Consider the following 17,038-nt stretch of genomic DNA (forward strand, 5'->3'; position numbering starts at 1 on the left):
ACCATGACCGTGAAAATTTCCCACACTGCCGAGGTACAGCAGTTCTTCGAAGAGGCAGCAGGCTTTGGCAACGATGCCGGCAGCCCGCGCCTGAAGCGCATCGTGCAGCGCCTGCTGCAAGAGACCGCGCGGCTGATCGAAGACCTGGAAATCAGCGAGGACGAGTTCTGGCATGCCGTCGACTACCTCAACCGCCTGGGCGGTCGCGGCGAGGCGGGGCTGCTGGTGGCGGGGTTGGGCCTCGAGCACTTCCTCGACCTGCTGCAGGATGCCAAGGACCAGCAGGCAGGCCTGGTCGGCGGCACCCCACGCACCATCGAAGGCCCGCTGTACGTGGCCGGTGCGCCCATCGCCGAAGGTGAAGTGCGCATGGATGACGGTAGCGAGGAGGGCGTGGCCACGCCGATGTACCTCGAGGGCCAGGTGCTCGACCCACAAGGGCGGCCGTTGCCTGGGGCCACGGTCGACCTGTGGCATGCCAATACCCGTGGCACCCATTCGTTCTTCGACCAGAGCCAGTCCGAGTACAACCTGCGCCGGCGCATCATCACCGATGGCGAAGGGCGCTACCGCGCACGCTCCATCGTGCCGTCCGGGTATGGCTGCGATCCACAGGGGCCGACCCAGGAGTGCCTGGACCTGCTCGGCCGTCACGGCCAGCGTCCGGCGCATGTGCACTTCTTCATCTCGGCACCGGGGTACCGACACCTGACCACGCAGATCAACCTGGCCGGAGACAAGTACCTGTGGGATGACTTTGCCTATGCCACGCGGGATGGGCTGGTGGGCGAGGTGGTGTTCGTCGAGGGCGAGGCGGGGCGGCATGCCGAACTGAAGTTCGACTTCCAGTTGCAGCGGGCCCACGGCGGTGCCGATGAGCAGCGCAGTGGGCGGCCGCGGGCTTTGCAAGAGGCCTGAGCCACCGGGTTGGCTTCTTCGCGGGCTTGCCCGCTCCCACAGGATCACCATAGGGCTGAAACCTGTGTGATCCCTGTGGGAGCTGGCTTGCCGGCGATCAAGGGCGCAGCCCTTGCCATACATCACCGATGCGAGAGGTGCCATGAAAACCCTGATCAAGGACAGTTCACTGTCCGCCATCGTCGCCGGCTGCATCGCCACGATGATCTCCTACGCAGGCCCCCTGGTAATCATCTTCCACGCCGCAGAAGCCGCCGGCCTGTCCCATCGGCAACTGTCCTCCTGGGTCTGGGCAGTGTCCATGGGCAGCGCCGTGCTCGGCGCGCTGCTCAGCCTGCGGTATCGGGTGCCGGTGGTGATCGCCTGGTCGATCCCTGGCTCGGCGCTGCTGGTCACCGCCTTGCCGCAACTGGGCCTGGAACAGGCCGTTGGCGCCTATCTGGTTGCCAACCTGGTCCTGCTGCTGATCGGCATCAGCGGGGCCTTCGACCGCATCATCGCGCGCCTGCCGGGCTCCATCGCCGCCGGCATGCAGGCCGGCATCCTGTTCAGCTTCGGCATCGAGGTGTTCCGCGCCTTGCCGGTGCAACCGCTGCTGGTACTGGCAATGTTCGTCACCTACGTGCTGATGCGCCGGCTGCAGCCGCGCTACGCCGTGGCGGCGGTGCTGTGCGTGGGCACGGTGGTGACCGTGGCCAGCGGGGCGTTTCGTAGCGAGGCGTTGGTGCTGGAGCTGGCGTCGCCGCAGTGGGTCACCCCGCAGTTCAGCCTGGCAGCGGTATTCAGCCTGGCAATGCCACTGGTGCTGGTGGCCCTGACCGGGCAGTTCATGCCGGGCATGGCGGTGCTGCGCAACGCCGGCTACCCCACGCCGGCCAGCCCGATCATCAGTGCCAGCGCCCTGGCCGGTGCCGCGCTGGCACCGTTCGGTTGCCACGGGCTGAACCTGGCGGCGGTCACCGCCAGCCTGTGCACCGGCCATGAAGCCCATGAAAACCCACGGCGGCGCTATGTCGCGGCGGTGGCTGGCAGTGCGGTGTACCTGCTGCTGGGGATCGCCGGGGCCACGCTGATGTCGCTGTTCGCAGCATTCCCCGCCGCCCTGGTCGCCGCCCTGGCCGGGCTGGCCCTTTATGGCGCCATCAGCGAAGCCCTGGCCCGCAGCCTGGCGGAACCAACCGAGCGCGATGTCGGGCTGTTCACTTTTCTGGTCACCGCTTCGGGGGTGGCCTTCCTGGGCCTGTCGGCAGCGTTCTGGGGCCTGCTGTTCGGCCTGCTGAGCCATGGATTGCTCAGGCTGCGCCAGCCACGTGCCCGGGAGGTGCTGCGTCGTACCCCATGAACCGCCGTGCTTCCAACGCTTTACCCATAAAAACAAGATCAAGAGAGCTTCGGAATGAACCACACCCCTTGCGTCGCCCTGGGCCTGACTTTGCTCAGCCAACCGTTGCTGGCCGCCGAAGGCGGCTTCTTCGAAGATTCGAAGGCCACCCTGAGTGCCCGTAACTACTACTTCAGCCGCGACTTCTCCGACATCGTCGGGGCCAACCGGCAATCCAAGGCCGAGGAGTGGGCCCAGGGCTTCATCCTCGACTTCAAGTCGGGCTACACCCCGGGCACAGTCGGCTTTGGCATTGATGCCCTGGGCCTGCTGGGCATCAAGCTCGACAGCAGCCCCGACCGCACCAACACCGGGTTGCTGCCGGTGCACGGCGATGGCCGCGCCGCCGACGAATACAGCCGCCTGGCGCCCACCTTCAAGGCCCGGTTGTCCAGGACCGAATTGCGCGTCGGCGAACTGCAACCCAACCTGCCGGTGCTGACCTTCAGCGACATCCGCCTGTTGCCTCCCACCTACCAGGGCGCAAGCCTGAGTTCGGCGGAAATCGACGGCCTGACCGTGCAGGCCGGGCACCTGAAAAGCACCCACCTGCGCAACGAAGGCGGCGACGGCAAGATGAACGCCATGCTCGGCCATGTGCCGATGCGCCAGGCAGAAAGCGATGCCTTCAACTACCTGGGCGGGGACTATGCGTTCAATGCCAACCAGAGCAGCGTCAGCCTGTGGTACGGGCAGCTGGAGGACATCTATGAACAGGGCTTTGTCGGCCTCAAGCACAGCAAGCCCGTAGGCAACTGGGTGCTCAGCGCCAACCTGGGGTATTTCACTGCACGCGAGGATGGCGATGCGTTGCTCGGCAACATCGACAACCAGGCGTTTTTCTCGATGTTCACGGCCCGGCATGGCGGGCACAGTTTCCATGCGGGCTACCAGGGCATTTATGGCGACAGCCCGTTCCCACGGGTATTCGCCAACATCTCGCCGCTGGGTAACGAAGTGCCGACCTATGAGTTCGCCTACACCGACGAACGCTCGTACCAGGTGCGCTACGACTACAACTTCGCGGCCATGGGCATGCCGGGGCTGACGGCCACCGTGCGCTACATCACCGGCAACAATGTCGACACCGGGCTGGGTTATGAAGGGCGCGACCGCGAGCGCGACCTGGACATCGGTTACGCCGTGCAGGGCGGGGTGCTGAAGGGGCTGGGGATCCGGGTGCGCAATGCCATGGCCCGGTCCAACTACCGCAGCGACATCGACGAGAACCGCTTGACGCTGGTGTACACCTGGCAGTTGTTCTGAATCATCCATAGAGGCATGTGCAAACCCGGTGGGAGCAGCTGTCTTATGTTGCCTGCACTGACCTCATCGCCGGCAAGCCAGCTCCCACAGGGATAGCGCATACCTTGAGGTCAACGCGGTCGGGGTGGGAGCTGGCTTGCCGGCGATGAGGCCAGTGCAGGTAGCCCGTTACAGATGCACCTTCAAGAAGAATTGCGCATTGGGCCCGGATGAAGTTAGCTTCCGGAAACCTCCCTTTCAGGAATGCCACCCTTGGACTCCATCACCCAGGCCGTACTCGGCGCGGCCCTGCAAGGTACCGTACTCGGCCGCATCCAGGGCCGCCGCTCGCTGCTGTATGGCGCGGCGCTGGGCACGCTTCCCGACCTGGACGTGATCATCCGCTACGCCGACCCGGTGTCGCAGATGACCTACCACCGCGGCTTTTCTCATTCCCTGTTCGTGCTCACCGGGCTGGCCTTGCTGCTGGCCTGGCTGGTCAACAAGTGCTGGCCAGGCAAAGGCTATACCTTGCCCAGGCTGTTCCTGGCGTTCTGGCTGGTGCTGGTCACCCACCCGCTGCTCGATGCCTTCACGGTCTACGGCACGCAGTTGTTCTGGCCCTTGCAGGCCACCCCGGAAAGCTGGGCAGCGGTGTTCATCATCGACCCGGTCTACACCGTGCCGCTGCTGGCCGCGGTGATCTACGCAATCATCAAAGGGCTGACGCGCAAGGCTACGCAGTTACTCACCTTGGCCCTGGTATTCAGCGTAGCCTACCTGGGTTTCGGCCTGGCCGGACGCATGGCGGCCGAGCAGCGTTTCCAGGCTGCCCTCGATCGCCAGGGCATCGCCGTCAGCCAGGTACGTGCCGTGCCGATAGCCTTCAACAGCCTGGTCTGGCGGGTGCTGGCCAAGACCCCGGATGGTGATTACTACGAAGGCATCAGCAGCGGGTTCGACCAGCAAGCGCCAGAAATGCAGCGTTTGCCGCGTAATCTGCAGCTGGCGCAAGCGCTGGCCGGGCACCCGTTGCACCAGCGTTTGCGCTGGTTCACCGATGACTGGCTGCGCTACGACCAGGTCGGCGATGCGCTGGTAGTCAGCGACCTGCGCATGGGCATTCCGGGGAACTACACGTTCCGCTTCAACATGGCCCACCGTGACAGCCAGGGGCACTGGATTGCCGATGTGCCGTCGATGTGGAAGGGCGCTGGACCAGGGGCGGCGTTCAACGGCGACGACCTGATGCTGATCTGGCGACGGATCGTCGAGCAGCAGCCACCTTTGCCGCTGGCTGCCTGGACCGACCGCTACCTGGGGCCCGCCACAGTCGAGCCCGGGCGCTGAGGCATGCGATCAGCCGGGCTGGACCTGGTCAAGTGGACGGCGATGCTGACCATGGTTGCCGACCACCTGCGTTTCCTGTGGCCTGCTGCCGATGGCCTGTTCGTACTGGGCCGGTTGGCGTTTCCGCTGTTCTGCCTGGCCATTGCAGTGAATGTGGGGCGTGCCAGGGGCGGGGCGCTGTATACCCGCGGCAACCTGCGTTATCTGGGGTTGATGCTGGTGTTCGCGGTGCTGTCGGAGCCTGTATACCGTTGGCTGGAAAGTGGTTCGCCAACGTTCAGCGTGATGCCGACCCTGGTGTTGGGCTTGCTGGTTGCCTGGGGCGTGCATCATCCGTCGAGGTCGGCGCGCGTTCTTGGCGTTGCCGGTCTGCTTGCAGGGTGGTTGTTCAGCGAACAGCTGATGTACGGGCTGCCGGGGGTGATGCTACCGGGCGCCTGGTTGATGGCCCGCCGCAAGGGAGGGGCGGCCTGGGTGTTGCCTTGCCTGTTGGCCATGGGTGGGAACCTGACCAACAGTTGGTTGCGGGAACATCTGTTGGCGCCCATTACCGTGCTGACGCTGATTGCTGCAGCCTTGGCGATTCCGGTCGGGTTGCTGTTGCTGCGTCATGATGATTGGCGGGTGCCAGCAGTGGGACGTTGGGGCTACCTGTTCTATCCGGTGCATTTATTGGTGATCAAGGTCCTCGCTTGATCGCTCTCGACGGTCCTGCTTGCATTTCACAAATCCATACCCATCTAAACCGGCCGCACCAGACTCAGGAACCCCCATGGAACCCAACCGCTTCGGCGACATCGCCGCCTTCGTCAGCGCCGCGAAGGCCGGCAGTTTTACCGCCGCCGCCGCCACCTTGGGCCTGACGCGTTCGGCGGTGGGCAAGAGCATCGCTCGCCTGGAGGCGCGCATGGCCGTGCGCCTGCTCAACCGCACCACGCGCAAGCTGAGCCTGACCGACGAGGGCCTGGTGGCCTACGAGCGCTGGCGGCAGATTCTGGATGACCTGGACGAGGTGGAAAGCACCATGGCCCAGCGCCGTGGCAAGCCCACCGGCACCCTGCGCCTGACAGCACCCCTGTCGTTCGGCCAGCGCCATGTGCTGCCGATTCTCGACCGCTACCTGAAGCAGTGGCCCGAGCTGCGCGCGGATATCCGCTTCACCGACCGTTTCGTCGACCTGGTCGAGGAGGGTATCGACGTTGCGGTGCGTATCGGCGCACCGAAGGAAGACTCGCAACTGTTGACGCGCACGCTGGCCTGGCAGCAGTTCGTCACCTGCGCCTCACCCGCATACCTGGACGCACGCGGCGTACCGCAGGTGCCCAGCGACCTCTACGGCCACGACAAGATCGCCTTCCTGGCTGGCGAAAAGGCCATGCCGTGGCGCTTCCATACCGAAGCGGGGCTGCACCTGTGCGAAGACCCCGGGCGGCTGAACATCGACAGCTCCGAGGCGATGCTAGACGGCGCGCGGGCGGGTTTCGGGCTGATTCACCTGCCCACCTACATTACCGGCGACGACCTGCGCGCCGGCACCCTGGTGGAGGTGCTGCAAGCCTATCGGCCGCCAGCGGACCCGATTCGCATCGTCTACCCAAGCAAGCGCCACCTGTCGCCACGGGTACGCGGCTTCATCGACCTGCTGGTAGCCAGCTGGGAACCGGGCGTGCCCTGGGAATACTGATTGGGGAATGGCAGGCCCCTATGCCGGGCCTGAAGCCGGGTTTATCACTGGCTGCGCAGCAGGGAAACTGGCAGTCACTGATAATCCCTGTGGAGACCCCATGACTGCACTGTCCGTACTGGACCTGGTCATGATCGGCGAAGGCAAGACCTTCGCCGACGCGATCGAAGAGTCCCGCCAACTGGCGCGCCATGTCGAGCAACAGCACTACAGCCGCTACTGGATCGCCGAACACCACGACATGCCGGGCATCGGCTCGGCCGCCACGTCACTGGTCATCAACGAAATCGCCAACGCCACCCGGCATATCCGCGTCGGCGCCGGTGGCATCATGCTGCCCAACCATGCGCCGCTGGTGGTGGCCGAGCAGTTCGGCACGCTCGACACCCTGCACCCTGGCCGCATCGACCTGGGCCTCGGCCGTGCGCCAGGCAGCTCCGGGCCGACCGTGCGCGCCTTGCGTGGTGCTGCGCCAGAGCGCGACTTCAGCCAGGACATCGCCGAGCTGCGCGACTACCTGGCCGACAACGGCCAGCGCCGCGTGCGCGGCGTGCCGGGCAAGCATGACATCCCGGTGTGGATCCTCGGCTCCAGCCTGTTCGGCGCCGACCTGGCAGCGAAACTGGGCCTGCCCTATGCCTTCGCCTCGCACTTTGCCCCGCGCTACCTGCTGCAGGCCATTGCCCACTACCGGGCCAACTTCCAGCCTTCGGCACAACTGGCCAAGCCGTATGTGATGGTGGGCATGAACCTGTTCGCCGGCGATAGCGACACCGAGGCGGATTACCTGGCCAGCTCCCATCGCAAATGGATGCTGGACTTGCATGTCGGGCGCTTCGGCCTGCTGCCCAAGCCGCAGGAGGGTTATGTCGAGAGCCTGCCGGACCATGAGCGCGCGGTACTTGAGCAGGTGATGGCCTGCACCGTGGCCGGCGGGCCGGAGCGGGTAAGGGAAGGGTTGCGCACGCTGATCGAGCAGACCGGCGCGGATGAACTGATGATCGACTGCCGCATCCACGACCCGCTGGCGCGGCAGCGTTCGCATGCCTATGCCGCGCAGGCCCTGGCGCAGCTGGGTTAAAGCTACCGGCCTCTTCGCGGGTGAACCCGCTCCCACAGGATCACCACAGACTTGAACTTTGTGGGATCCCTGTGGGAGCGGGTTCACCCGCGAAGAGGCCGGCACAGGTAACAAAAAAGGGAGCACATGAGCTCCCTTTTTCAGCATCAAGCCTGCTTGAGGAACGGATAATCCGTATACCCCTCAGCCCCATTGGCATAATCGAACTGCGCCCGGTGCGCATTCAACGGCGCCTGCACCCGCAGCCGCTCTACCAGGTCCGGGTTGGCAATGAAGCTGCGCCCGAACGCTACGGCATCGATCAAGCCACGCCCGATCAGGTCTTCACCTTTCTCGGCGGTGTAGGCACCGGCAGCAATGATCACCCCCGGGTAGGCCGCACGAATCGCCTGACGGAATTCGTCACGCAGCGGCTTGCCGCCGGCCCAGTCCGGTTCGGACAGGTGCAGGTAGGCAAGGTTGCGCTTGGCCAGTTCGCGTATCAGGTACAGGCCTGCGGCTTCCTGGTCCTCGCCATTGTCCACGCCATTGAAACCACCCAGCGGGAACACACGGATACCCACGCGCTCGGCACTCCAGTTGGCAATCGCCGCGTCCACTGCTTCAAGCACGATACGCGCACGGTTCTCGACGCTGCCGCCGTAGCGGTCTTCGCGTTGGTTGGCGCTGGGGGTGAGGAACTGGTGCAGCAGGTAGCCGTGGGCGGCGTGCAGTTCGATGAAGTCGAACCCGGCTTCACAGGCATTGGCCGCCGCCTGGCCGAAGTCGGCAACGATGCCGGCGATTTCCGCCTCGCTCAGCGCCCGCGGCGCAGAGGTTTCCACACGCATCAGGTTGCCGTGCTCGTCACGCAGGGTAGTGCGGGCAGCGGCCGGCAGCGCCGAAGGTGCCACCGGTGCTTCGCCGCCGGGTTGCAGGGAAGTGTGCGATACCCGCCCGGTGTGCCACACCTGCACGGCGCTATGGCCGCCATCGGCGTGGATGCCTTCGTTGACACGCTGCCAGGCGGCGATCTGCTCGGCGCTGTGGATGCCCGGCGAGCCGGAATAGCCTTTGGCCTGGAAGGAAATCTGCGTGGCTTCGGTGATGATCAGCCCGGCGCTGGCGCGTTGGCGGTAGTACTCGGCCATCAGCGGGGTAGGTACGTCACCCGGCTCGAGGCTGCGCAGGCGGGTGAGGGGGGCCATGAATACCCGGTTGGGCAGGGTGAGCGGGCCGACTTTCAGGGGTTGCAAGAGTTTCATTGCTGCTCCAGAGGTGGAAAACCAATGGTGCGCACGATACCGAGGTGATTGGGGAAAGGGGGGACCGGGAGCCCGGCATTGGGCTCCCCAATGGCTGTTCCTGATGCTTCTGCACTGCCTGTTCCGGCCTCTTCGCGGGCTCGCCCGCTCCCACAGGGACCCCACAATTCCCCAGGCTGTGATGATCCTGTGGGAGCGGGCGTGCCCGCGAAGAGGCCAGGACAGGAGAACGATCAGCTACGGGCCAACCGCCCACTCACATAATGCGCCACATCATTGAACCCCGGCGTCGACGAATGCCCCGGCGTGACCAGCGAATCAATGAACGCTTCATCCTCCGCGGTAATCTTCACCGCCAGCGCGCCGCCATAGGTATCCCACTGTTCTTCCGTACGCGGCCCGACAATCGCCGAACTGACCAGCCGATTGTTCAGCACCCAGGCAATCGCGAACTCGACGATACCCACGCCCTTGGCCTCGACATAGGCCTGGATCTGCCGCGCAATGGCCAGCGACTCCTGGCGCCATTCCACCGCCATGATGCGCTTGTCCTGGCGCCCGGCCCGGCTACCGGCATCCGGCACCGCCCCCGGCGCATACTTGCCGCTGAGCACGCCCCGCGCGAGCGGGCTGAACGGCACCACGCCCAGGCCATGGGCTGCCGCAGCGGTAAGCTGTTCCGGCTCGGCCTGGCGGTTGACGATGTTGTACAGCGGCTGGCTCACCACTGGCCTGGGCACGCCCAGGCGCTCGGCAATGTGGCAGGCCTCGGCGATGCGCCAGCCGCGGAAGTTGGACACGCCCCAGTAGCGGATCTTGCCCTGGCGCAGCAGGTCGCCGATGGCCTGCACGGTTTCTTCCAGCGGCACCTTGTGGTCTTCGCGGTGCAGGTAGTAGATGTCCAGGTAGTCCATGTCCATGCGCGTCAGCGTGGCCTCCAGGGCATTGAAGATGTGCTTGCGCGACAGCCCGCTGCGGTTGGGCAGGCCATCGGCCGGGCCGAAGCCCACCTTGCTGGCCACGATCCAGTCCTGGCGATGGCGAGCCACCGCTTCGCCGACGATTTCCTCCGCGCGCCCGGCGTTGTACACGTCTGCGGTGTCGATGAAGTTGATGCCCTGGTCCCAGGCCTTGTCGATGATGCGCAGGGCGTCCTCGGTGCTGGTCTGCTCGCCGAACATCATGCTGCCCAGGGTAAGGGCGGAAACCTGCAGGCCACTGTGGCCGAGGGGGCGGTAGATCATGCGCTTGGGTCCTTGTGCAGTCGGCTGATCTACCCGTTTTACACACAACCGGGGCGCAATGAAAGGCAGCCTCAACCGATCAGCGCCAAGGCCTCCTGCAAGGTCAACGGGCGCTTCAGGCGTTGCGACAGCGTCGCCATGGCATCGGAATAGCCCTTGGCGATGACCGCCTCGACCCGCTCATCCACGCATTGCAAGGCGATGAAGTCGCCTTTTTCCGGTTCGCCGACGAACTCGATATGGTTCCAGTCCCGGGCGTGGCCCAGTACTTCGTAGGTGCGGCCGTGCTGGTAGGTCCAGAAGAACGGCACGTCGGCATAGCGGCGCTGCTCGCCAAGCATGTTGGCGGCGGCGATCACCCCATGTTGCTGGGCCAGGCGCCAGTGTTCGATACGCACCGGGCGCCCGCTGAGCGGAAAGGTGGCGATATCCCCTGCGGCCCACAGGCCATCTGCAGCGCGCATTTCAGCGTCGACCTGCACCGACTTGTCTTCGGTCAGCAGCACCCCCTGGATGAAAGCGGTCGCCGGTCTGACCCCGGTGCCCAGCAGCACCAATGGCGTCTGTAGCCGTTCACCGTTGGCCAGCAGCACGGCCTCGACCTTGCCCTGGCCCTCGATCCGCTCGACCTCGGTGGGGCCGTGGAAGGTGACCCCCTTGCGTTCGTGCAACTCGCGGATGCTACGGCCGATGCGCTCGCCCAGCTGCCGGGCCAGGGGGACCTCATGGCGGGTGACCAGGTGCACCTGCACACCGTACTTGCGCAAGGCCGAGGCGGCCTCAAGGCCGATGAAACCGTCGCCGACGATCACTGCCGGCTGGCCGGGCTCGGCAGCGTCCAGCAGGTGTGCGGCATCTTCCCGTGAGCGCAGGGTAAATACCCCGGGCAGGTCGACGCCCGGGATATCGGGCCGCAGCGCCTTGCCGCCGGTGGCCAGCAGGCAGGCGTCATAGTCGATCTGCTGGCCGTCGGCCAGGATGATCTGGCGTTTCTGGGTGTTCAGGGTGCGGACTTTGCCATGCTTGCGCTCCAGCTGGCCTTTGCGCAGGGCGTCGGCGTCGAGCAGGGCCGGCACTTCATCGGGCGGCATCTGCCCGGCGATCACGAATTTGCTGAGGGAAGTACGATCGTAGGCTGGCTGGCGCTCCTGATCGACCCAGACCAGGCGGCCGGCAAAGCCATGGGCCAGCAGGGTGGCGACTGCGGCGCTGCCCGCGGCACCGGCGCCGACCACCACGAAACAGCGGGCGTCGCTGTGGCGGGGCGGCTCGGTTCTGGGCAGGGGTTGGTCGTCGACCCAGACCTCGTCGCCCTTGACCCAGGTTTTGTAGCGGCGCAGGTCGGCCAGGGCCGGCGGCTCGCAGACCGCGCCCTCGTCCACGGCGAACGCGGCCTTGTGCCAGGGGCACACCAGCAGGCCGCCGCACACCACGCCTTCATTGAGTGGCGCGCCTTCGTGGGGGCAGTTGCCCTGGTAGGCGTGCACCTGGTCACCCTGGCGGATGAGGATGATCTCCTCGCTGCCGGCCTGGACGCGCAGGGGGCGGTGTTCGTCGAGTTGGGCCAGGCGGGCCACGGCGTGCTGGGTCATGGGGGTTCTCCAAAGGGACCTTTGGAACCATTTGACGCCTGGGCTGGGGAGGGGATGCGTTGAGCTGACGATCGGTGGAGGGTGTGGATTTTATGTGGCCTGGGCTGGCCTCTTCGCGGGCTTGCCCGCTCCCACAGGGATACCACAGTGTTCGAGCTTGTGGTGATCCTGTGGGAGCGGGCGAGCCCGCGAATGGGTTCAACTGGCCCTTGCAGTACTCAGCGCACCAGCCCGGGTAACCCGCAAGGCCACCAGGCTACCCAGCACGATCAACGCCGCCAGCGAATACAGCGCGGCATCGGTCGAGCCGGTCTGGTCCTTGATGAAACCGACCAGGTACGGGCTGAGGAAACCGGCCATCTGGCCCACCGAGTTGATGATCGCCAGGCCCGCGACAGCCGCGCCGGCGCTGAGCAGCGCGGTGGGCATCGGCCAGAACATCGGCAGGCCGGTGAGCGCGCCCATGGTGGCGATCGACAGGCCGAGGATGGCGATGGCCGGGTTGCCGGCGAAGTTGACCGCGATCAGCAGGCCGATGGCGCCCATCAGCATCGGCACCACAAGATGCCAGCGGCGCTCGTTGCGCAGGTCGGCCGAACGCCCGCACAGGATCATGAACACGCCGGCCAGCAGGTACGGGATGGCGCTGAGCCAGCCGATCAGCAGCGGGTTGTCGAAGCCCATGTTCTTGATGATCGACGGCAGCCAGAAGTTGATCGCGTACACACCGCTCTGGATGCAGAAGTAGACAAAGCCGAAGGTCCAGATCAGCGGGTTGGTCAGCACGGCGAGCACGCCGTCGCCGGTGGTGCTCGGCTTGCTGGCGGCATCGGCGTCCAGGTCGGTGGCGATCAGCTGACGTTCGGCCGGGCTCAGCCAGGCGGCTTTCTGGTAGCCGTCACTGAGCAGGAGCACCGCCAGTACACCCAGGGCAACGGTCGGCAGGCCCTGGATCAGGAACATCCATTGCCAGCCGGCCAGGCCGTGCTGGCCGGCGGCGAAGTGTTGGAGGATCCAGCCGGAGAACGGCCCGCCGAGCAGGCCCGAAACCGGGATCGCCGACATGAACAGGGCCATGATGCGACCGCGCCGGGCCGCCGGGAACCAGCGCGAAAGGTACAGCACCACGCCCGGGAAGAAGCCGGCTTCGGCGGCGCCGGTCAGCAGGCGCAGGGCGTAGAACTCGGTGGGTGTTGTGACGAACAGCAGGCAGGTGGAGAGGCTGCCCCAGGCGATCATCATCAGCGCGATCCAGCGCCGCGGGCCGAAGCGGTTGAGTGCCAGGTTGCTCGGCAGGCCGCAGAGCACGTAGCCGATGAAGAAGATGCCGGCGCCAAGGCCGTACACCGTTTCGCTGAATTTCAGGGCGTCGAGCATCTGCAGCTTGGCAAAGCCGACGTTGACGCGGTCCAGGTAGTTGAACAGGTAGCAGATGAAAATGAACGGAATCAGCCGCAGGGTGATGCGCCGGTACAGCGCGTTGCGGTTGGTGTCCGTGCCTTGGTCAGGGGCGGGGCTGTATGCCATGATCGGGTTCTCTGTTGTTATGGTTGTCGCCGCGTCGCCTGTTCCGGCGCTCGCTCTGACGAGTCTCGGGGACTGCGGCGTGCCTGTCTTTGTGCTTTTGCACAGCACTTGCACCGGGCTGCTGTGCCCGAGCCCAAAACCCTGACACCCAAAGGACCGTTCAATGTTCGAACTCGACCATGACCTGGCGCAGGATATCGTTGACCGCGCGATGGCCATTCTGCCATGCAACGTCAATGTCATGGACAGCCAGGGGTTGATCCTTGGCAGTGGCGAGCCGGAGCGTATCAACACCCGCCACGAGGGCGCGCAACTGGTGCTGGCCAACGGCCGCATCGTCGAACTGGATACCGACGCGGCCAAATGCCTGAAGGGCGTGCAGCCCGGGGTGAACCTGCCGCTGATGCTGGATGGCCGATTGATGGGTGTACTCGGCCTGACCGGTGACCCGCAGCAAGTGCGTACCTATGGTGAACTGGTACGCATGACCGCCGAAATGCTGCTGGCCCAGCGCCATTTGCAGGCCGACCAGCAATGGCGACGGCAGCGCTGTGACGATTTGCTGGCCCTGCTGCTGGGCGGCAGCGGCGATTCTCCGCGGTTGCTCGACGAGGCCCGGCAACTGGGCCTGAAACCCCAGTTGCCACGGGTACCGTGCCTGTTCGAACTGGCCTCGGGGCCAGCCGCCGAAACCCTGGCGGCATGGTTGATGAGCCGCTACCCGGACAGTTGGTGCGTAAGCCCGGCCCGCCAGTCGTTGTTGTGGTGTCGCCCGGCAGGCGTGGTGCTGGACGAACCTCGCCTGCTGGAACGCCTGCAGCGCCATGGCTGGGAAGTGGAGCGGCTGGCCCTGGGCAGTGCCGCGCAAAGCCTGGAGCAACTGCGCCGAGGTTATCGCCGGGTGCGCGACCTGCTGGCCTATGGGCGCGAGGTACTGCCGGGCGAGCGCCTGCTCAGCCTGCAACGCTACCGGTTACCGGCATTGCTGTGGCGGCATCGCAACGATGATGCGCTGGATGAATTGCTGGAGCCGTTGCAGCGTATTCGCAGCAAGGACAGCAGTGGGCAGTTGCTCACCACCCTGCGCGCCTGGTGTGCCCATGACGGCCAGAGCCAGGCCTGTGCCGATGCCCTGGGCATCCACCGCAACAGCCTGCGCTACCGCCTGGAGCGGATTGCCGAGCTGGGCGAGGTCGACCCGCTGCGCATGGAAGGGATGCTTAGCCTCTACCTGGGGTTGCAGCTGCTGCCTGCCGATTGACATGAGACATGTAGGAGCAGCCTTGTGCTGCGAAGAGGCCCGTACTGACAATGCACATCTGTTGCCTGTACCGGCCTCTTCGCAGCACAAGGCTGCTCCTACAAAGGTGGAGGCAGCCGCGAAGGCATCTGCCCAAACAACCCGCCCGGCGTTTTGTGCATTTGACCGAGGCCTCCTTGGCAGCCACCTGTCAGCATGCCGCTCATCAGGACAGGAGAAACCCCATGAAGATCGTCATTGCCCCCGACTCGTTCAAGGACAGCCTCGACGCTGCCGGTGTCGCCCGCGCCATTGCGGCGGGCCTGGGCGAGGCCTGGCCGGAGGCCGAGCTGGTCGAGTGCCCGATGGCCGACGGTGGCGAAGGCACCATGGATGCGATTCTCGCTGCCAGCCACGGCGAACTGCGTCGTCAGACCGTGCGCGGGCCGCTGGGGCAAAGCGTGGAGGCGGGCTGGGGCTGGCTGCCGCAAAGCCGCACGGCGATCATCGAAATGGCCCAGGCCAGTGGCCTGCAGCTGGTGCCGCCAGGCCAGCGCGATGCCTGCCGCAGCAGCACCTGGGGCACCGGCGAGCTGATTGCCGCTGCCCTGGCCGCCGGCGCGCAACGGGTAGTGCTGGCCATCGGCGGCAGCGCCACCAACGACGCGGGCAGCGGCATGTTGCGGGCGCTGGGCCTGCGCCTGCTGGACGCCGATGGGCAAGCGCTGGAAGAGGGCGGCCTGGCCTTGGCCAAGCTGGCCCGCATCGATGCCAGCGACCTCGACCCGCGCCTGGCCGAGGTGCAGTTCGAAGTCGCAGCAGACGTCGACAACCCGCTGTGTGGCGCCAATGGCGCCTCGGCGATCTTCGGCCCGCAGAAGGGCGCCAACTCACAGCAGGTGCAGGCGCTGGACCAGGCCCTGGGGCATTTTGCCGACCATTGTGCGCTGCTGCTGGGTGAGGATGTGCGGGACTACCCTGGCTGTGGCGCTGCCGGCGGCATGGGGTTTGCGGCCCGGGCATTCATGGGCGCGCAGTTCCGCCCTGGGGTGGAAGTGGTGGCCGAACTGGCCGGCCTGGATGCCTTGGTGCAGGGCGCAGCCCTGGTGGTGACCGGCGAAGGGCGCTTCGACGCCCAGACCTTGCGTGGCAAGACACCGATGGGCGTGGCCCGGGTTGCCAAGCGCCACGGGGTGCCGGTGGTGGTGCTGGCCGGGACCTTGGGTGAAGGCTACCAGCAGCTGTATGCCCATGGTGTCGATGCTGCCTTTGCCCTGGCCAGCGGGCCGATGAGCCTGGAGCAGGCATGTGACAATGCCGCTGGGCTGCTGCGGGCGCGGGCTTGTGATATCGGGCGGCTGTGGCGCTGCGCAACTCGAACTTGATCGAGATCCAGATACTGGCGGTGAACCCTGTGGGAGCGGGCGTGCCCGCGAAACAGGCACTGCGGTTTCATGGCACCGGCTTCGCCGGTGTTCGCGGGCATGCCCGCTCCCACAGGTTTTATGCGAGGTTCAGAAGCGCGGTTACTGGGAGCGGGCAAGTTGGGACGCCGCCCCGCCCAGGTTCTCGAACATGGCAATGAAGTTGGCCAGCGCCGGTGAAGCATTCCGGGCGTTCCATTTCATGTACAAGCCCAGGCCCGGGGTGGGCTGGTCGTCGATTGGCAGGATTGCTCGGAACTGCACGCGCTCGCGCGGTATGGAGCCGATGAACGAGGCCGGCACCAGGGCCACGCCAAAACCACAGGCCACCAGGCCGAGCAGGGTGTGGACCTGTGCCGCTTCCTGCACCACCCTGGGGTAGAAACCCGCCGCCTCGCACAGCGCCGTCAACTGCGCGTGGTAGCCGCTGCCCAGGGCTTGCGGGGTGAAGACGAAATCCTCATCGGCGAACTCGCGCAGGTCTACCGCCCCTTCCTGTGCTTTGGCGTGGCGGGCGGGCAGGGCCATGACGATTTGCTCGTCGAGCAGCAACCGTGACTCGAGGGTGCCAGCCGGCAACGGCAGCCTGCGCATGAAGCCGATATCCGCCTCACCGGCCAGCAGGGCCTTGGCCTGCGAGGCCGATGGCATCTCGCGAATGGTCAGCTGCACGTTCGGGTACGCCTCGCGAAAGCGGCGCAAGGTGGTAAGCAGCGACTCGTAATAAGCGATGGAAATGGCAGTGATGTCCAGTTTGCCGCAGATGCCGGCGGACACATTGCGCGCATACTCGATGCCCTGTTCCAGCTCGGCCAGCGTGCGGTAGGCGGTGTCGAGGAAGGCCGTGCCCGCAGCAGTCAGCCGTACCCCGCGCTTGTTGCGCAGGAACAGGCTGAAACCGAGCTTGTCCTCGAGGCGACCAATCGCCTGGCTCAGCGGTGGTTGCGCCATGTGCAGGCGCTCGGCGGCCTTGTGGAAGTGCAGCTCTTCTGCCACGGCAACGAACTGCCGAAGCAAACGTGTCTCGATCATCCTGCGGTCCTTCGGCCCGGTGAACCGGCGGTGATATCCATGAGATATCAAAGTTACATGCTTTTAATATTAAGTC

General features: G+C 65.7%; 14 protein-coding genes. 9 read left to right on the forward strand and 5 right to left on the reverse strand.

Translation table 11 applies throughout. From position 1 onward, the window contains the following. Positions 1-3 precede the first annotated feature (3 nt). The 7 genes from catA (at position 4) to CAG22_RS03900 (ending at position 7,659) form a co-directional block, all read left to right on the forward strand. Positions 4-918: a catechol 1,2-dioxygenase gene (catA, locus tag CAG22_RS03870; protein WP_085704467.1), complete on the forward strand. Its 915-nt coding sequence runs from the start codon at positions 4-6 to the stop codon at positions 916-918. 142 nt (positions 919-1,060) lie between these two features. Beyond that, positions 1,061-2,260: a benzoate/H(+) symporter BenE family transporter gene (locus CAG22_RS03875; protein WP_085704470.1), complete on the forward strand. Its 1,200-nt coding sequence runs from the start codon at positions 1,061-1,063 to the stop codon at positions 2,258-2,260. A 54-nt stretch (positions 2,261-2,314) separates the two neighbouring features. Further along, the gene (locus CAG22_RS03880; protein ID WP_085704472.1) at positions 2,315-3,565 is read left to right on the forward strand and encodes an OprD family porin; all 1,251 of its coding nucleotides are present in this window, start codon (positions 2,315-2,317) and stop codon (positions 3,563-3,565) included. 252 nt (positions 3,566-3,817) lie between these two features. Further along, a complete protein-coding gene (locus CAG22_RS03885) occupies positions 3,818-4,894 on the forward strand; it encodes a metal-dependent hydrolase (RefSeq protein WP_085704474.1) in 1,077 nt (358 codons plus the stop codon). A gap of 3 nt (positions 4,895-4,897) precedes the next feature. Then, complete coding sequence (locus tag CAG22_RS03890; RefSeq protein ID WP_085704476.1) at positions 4,898-5,590, forward strand: TraX family protein; 693 nt, start codon at positions 4,898-4,900, stop codon at positions 5,588-5,590. A 76-nt stretch (positions 5,591-5,666) separates the two neighbouring features. Next, positions 5,667-6,578, forward strand: a complete 912-nt coding sequence (locus CAG22_RS03895) for a LysR family transcriptional regulator (RefSeq protein WP_085704477.1) — start codon at positions 5,667-5,669, stop codon at positions 6,576-6,578. A 100-nt stretch (positions 6,579-6,678) separates the two neighbouring features. Beyond that, positions 6,679-7,659: an LLM class flavin-dependent oxidoreductase gene (locus tag CAG22_RS03900; RefSeq protein ID WP_085693201.1), complete on the forward strand. Its 981-nt coding sequence runs from the start codon at positions 6,679-6,681 to the stop codon at positions 7,657-7,659. 146 nt (positions 7,660-7,805) lie between these two features. Here the strand turns inward: CAG22_RS03900 and CAG22_RS03905 are convergent, their stop codons facing one another. The 4 genes from CAG22_RS03905 to CAG22_RS03920 all read right to left on the reverse strand — a co-directional run bounded on the left by CAG22_RS03905 (position 7,806) and on the right by CAG22_RS03920 (position 13,266). After that, positions 7,806-8,903 (reverse strand): alkene reductase, encoded by a 1,098-nt coding sequence (locus CAG22_RS03905; protein ID WP_085693200.1) that lies wholly within the window; start codon positions 8,901-8,903, stop codon positions 7,806-7,808. A 233-nt stretch (positions 8,904-9,136) separates the two neighbouring features. Continuing rightward, entirely contained in the window at positions 9,137-10,147 is a 1,011-nt protein-coding gene (locus CAG22_RS03910) for an aldo/keto reductase (RefSeq protein ID WP_085704480.1), read from the reverse strand. A 71-nt stretch (positions 10,148-10,218) separates the two neighbouring features. Beyond that, entirely contained in the window at positions 10,219-11,739 is a 1,521-nt protein-coding gene (locus CAG22_RS03915; protein ID WP_085704482.1) for an FAD-dependent oxidoreductase, read from the reverse strand. Positions 11,740-11,937: 198 nt separating this feature from the next. Continuing rightward, on the reverse strand, positions 11,938-13,266 hold the full coding sequence (locus tag CAG22_RS03920; RefSeq protein WP_085704484.1) for an MFS transporter: 1,329 nt from the start codon (positions 13,264-13,266) through the stop codon (positions 11,938-11,940). Positions 13,267-13,429: 163 nt separating this feature from the next. On the opposite strand from CAG22_RS03920, the gene CAG22_RS03925 reads away from it, so the two are divergent. Together CAG22_RS03925 and CAG22_RS03930 are read left to right on the forward strand one after the other, a co-directional pair. Then, positions 13,430-14,527, forward strand: a complete 1,098-nt coding sequence (locus CAG22_RS03925; RefSeq protein ID WP_025339054.1) for a sugar diacid recognition domain-containing protein — start codon at positions 13,430-13,432, stop codon at positions 14,525-14,527. Between the two features lie 224 nt (positions 14,528-14,751). Continuing rightward, positions 14,752-15,891 (forward strand): glycerate kinase, encoded by a 1,140-nt coding sequence (locus tag CAG22_RS03930; RefSeq protein ID WP_085704486.1) that lies wholly within the window; start codon positions 14,752-14,754, stop codon positions 15,889-15,891. Positions 15,892-16,032: 141 nt separating this feature from the next. Here CAG22_RS03930 and CAG22_RS03935 read toward each other — a convergent pair whose 3' ends face one another. After that, positions 16,033-16,962: a LysR substrate-binding domain-containing protein gene (locus CAG22_RS03935; protein WP_085704488.1), complete on the reverse strand. Its 930-nt coding sequence runs from the start codon at positions 16,960-16,962 to the stop codon at positions 16,033-16,035. Positions 16,963-17,038: the final 76 nt, after the last annotated feature.

It is taken from the genome of Pseudomonas sp. B8(2017) (assembly GCF_002113575.1).
Classification (GTDB): domain Bacteria; phylum Pseudomonadota; class Gammaproteobacteria; order Pseudomonadales; family Pseudomonadaceae; genus Aquipseudomonas; species Aquipseudomonas putida_Z.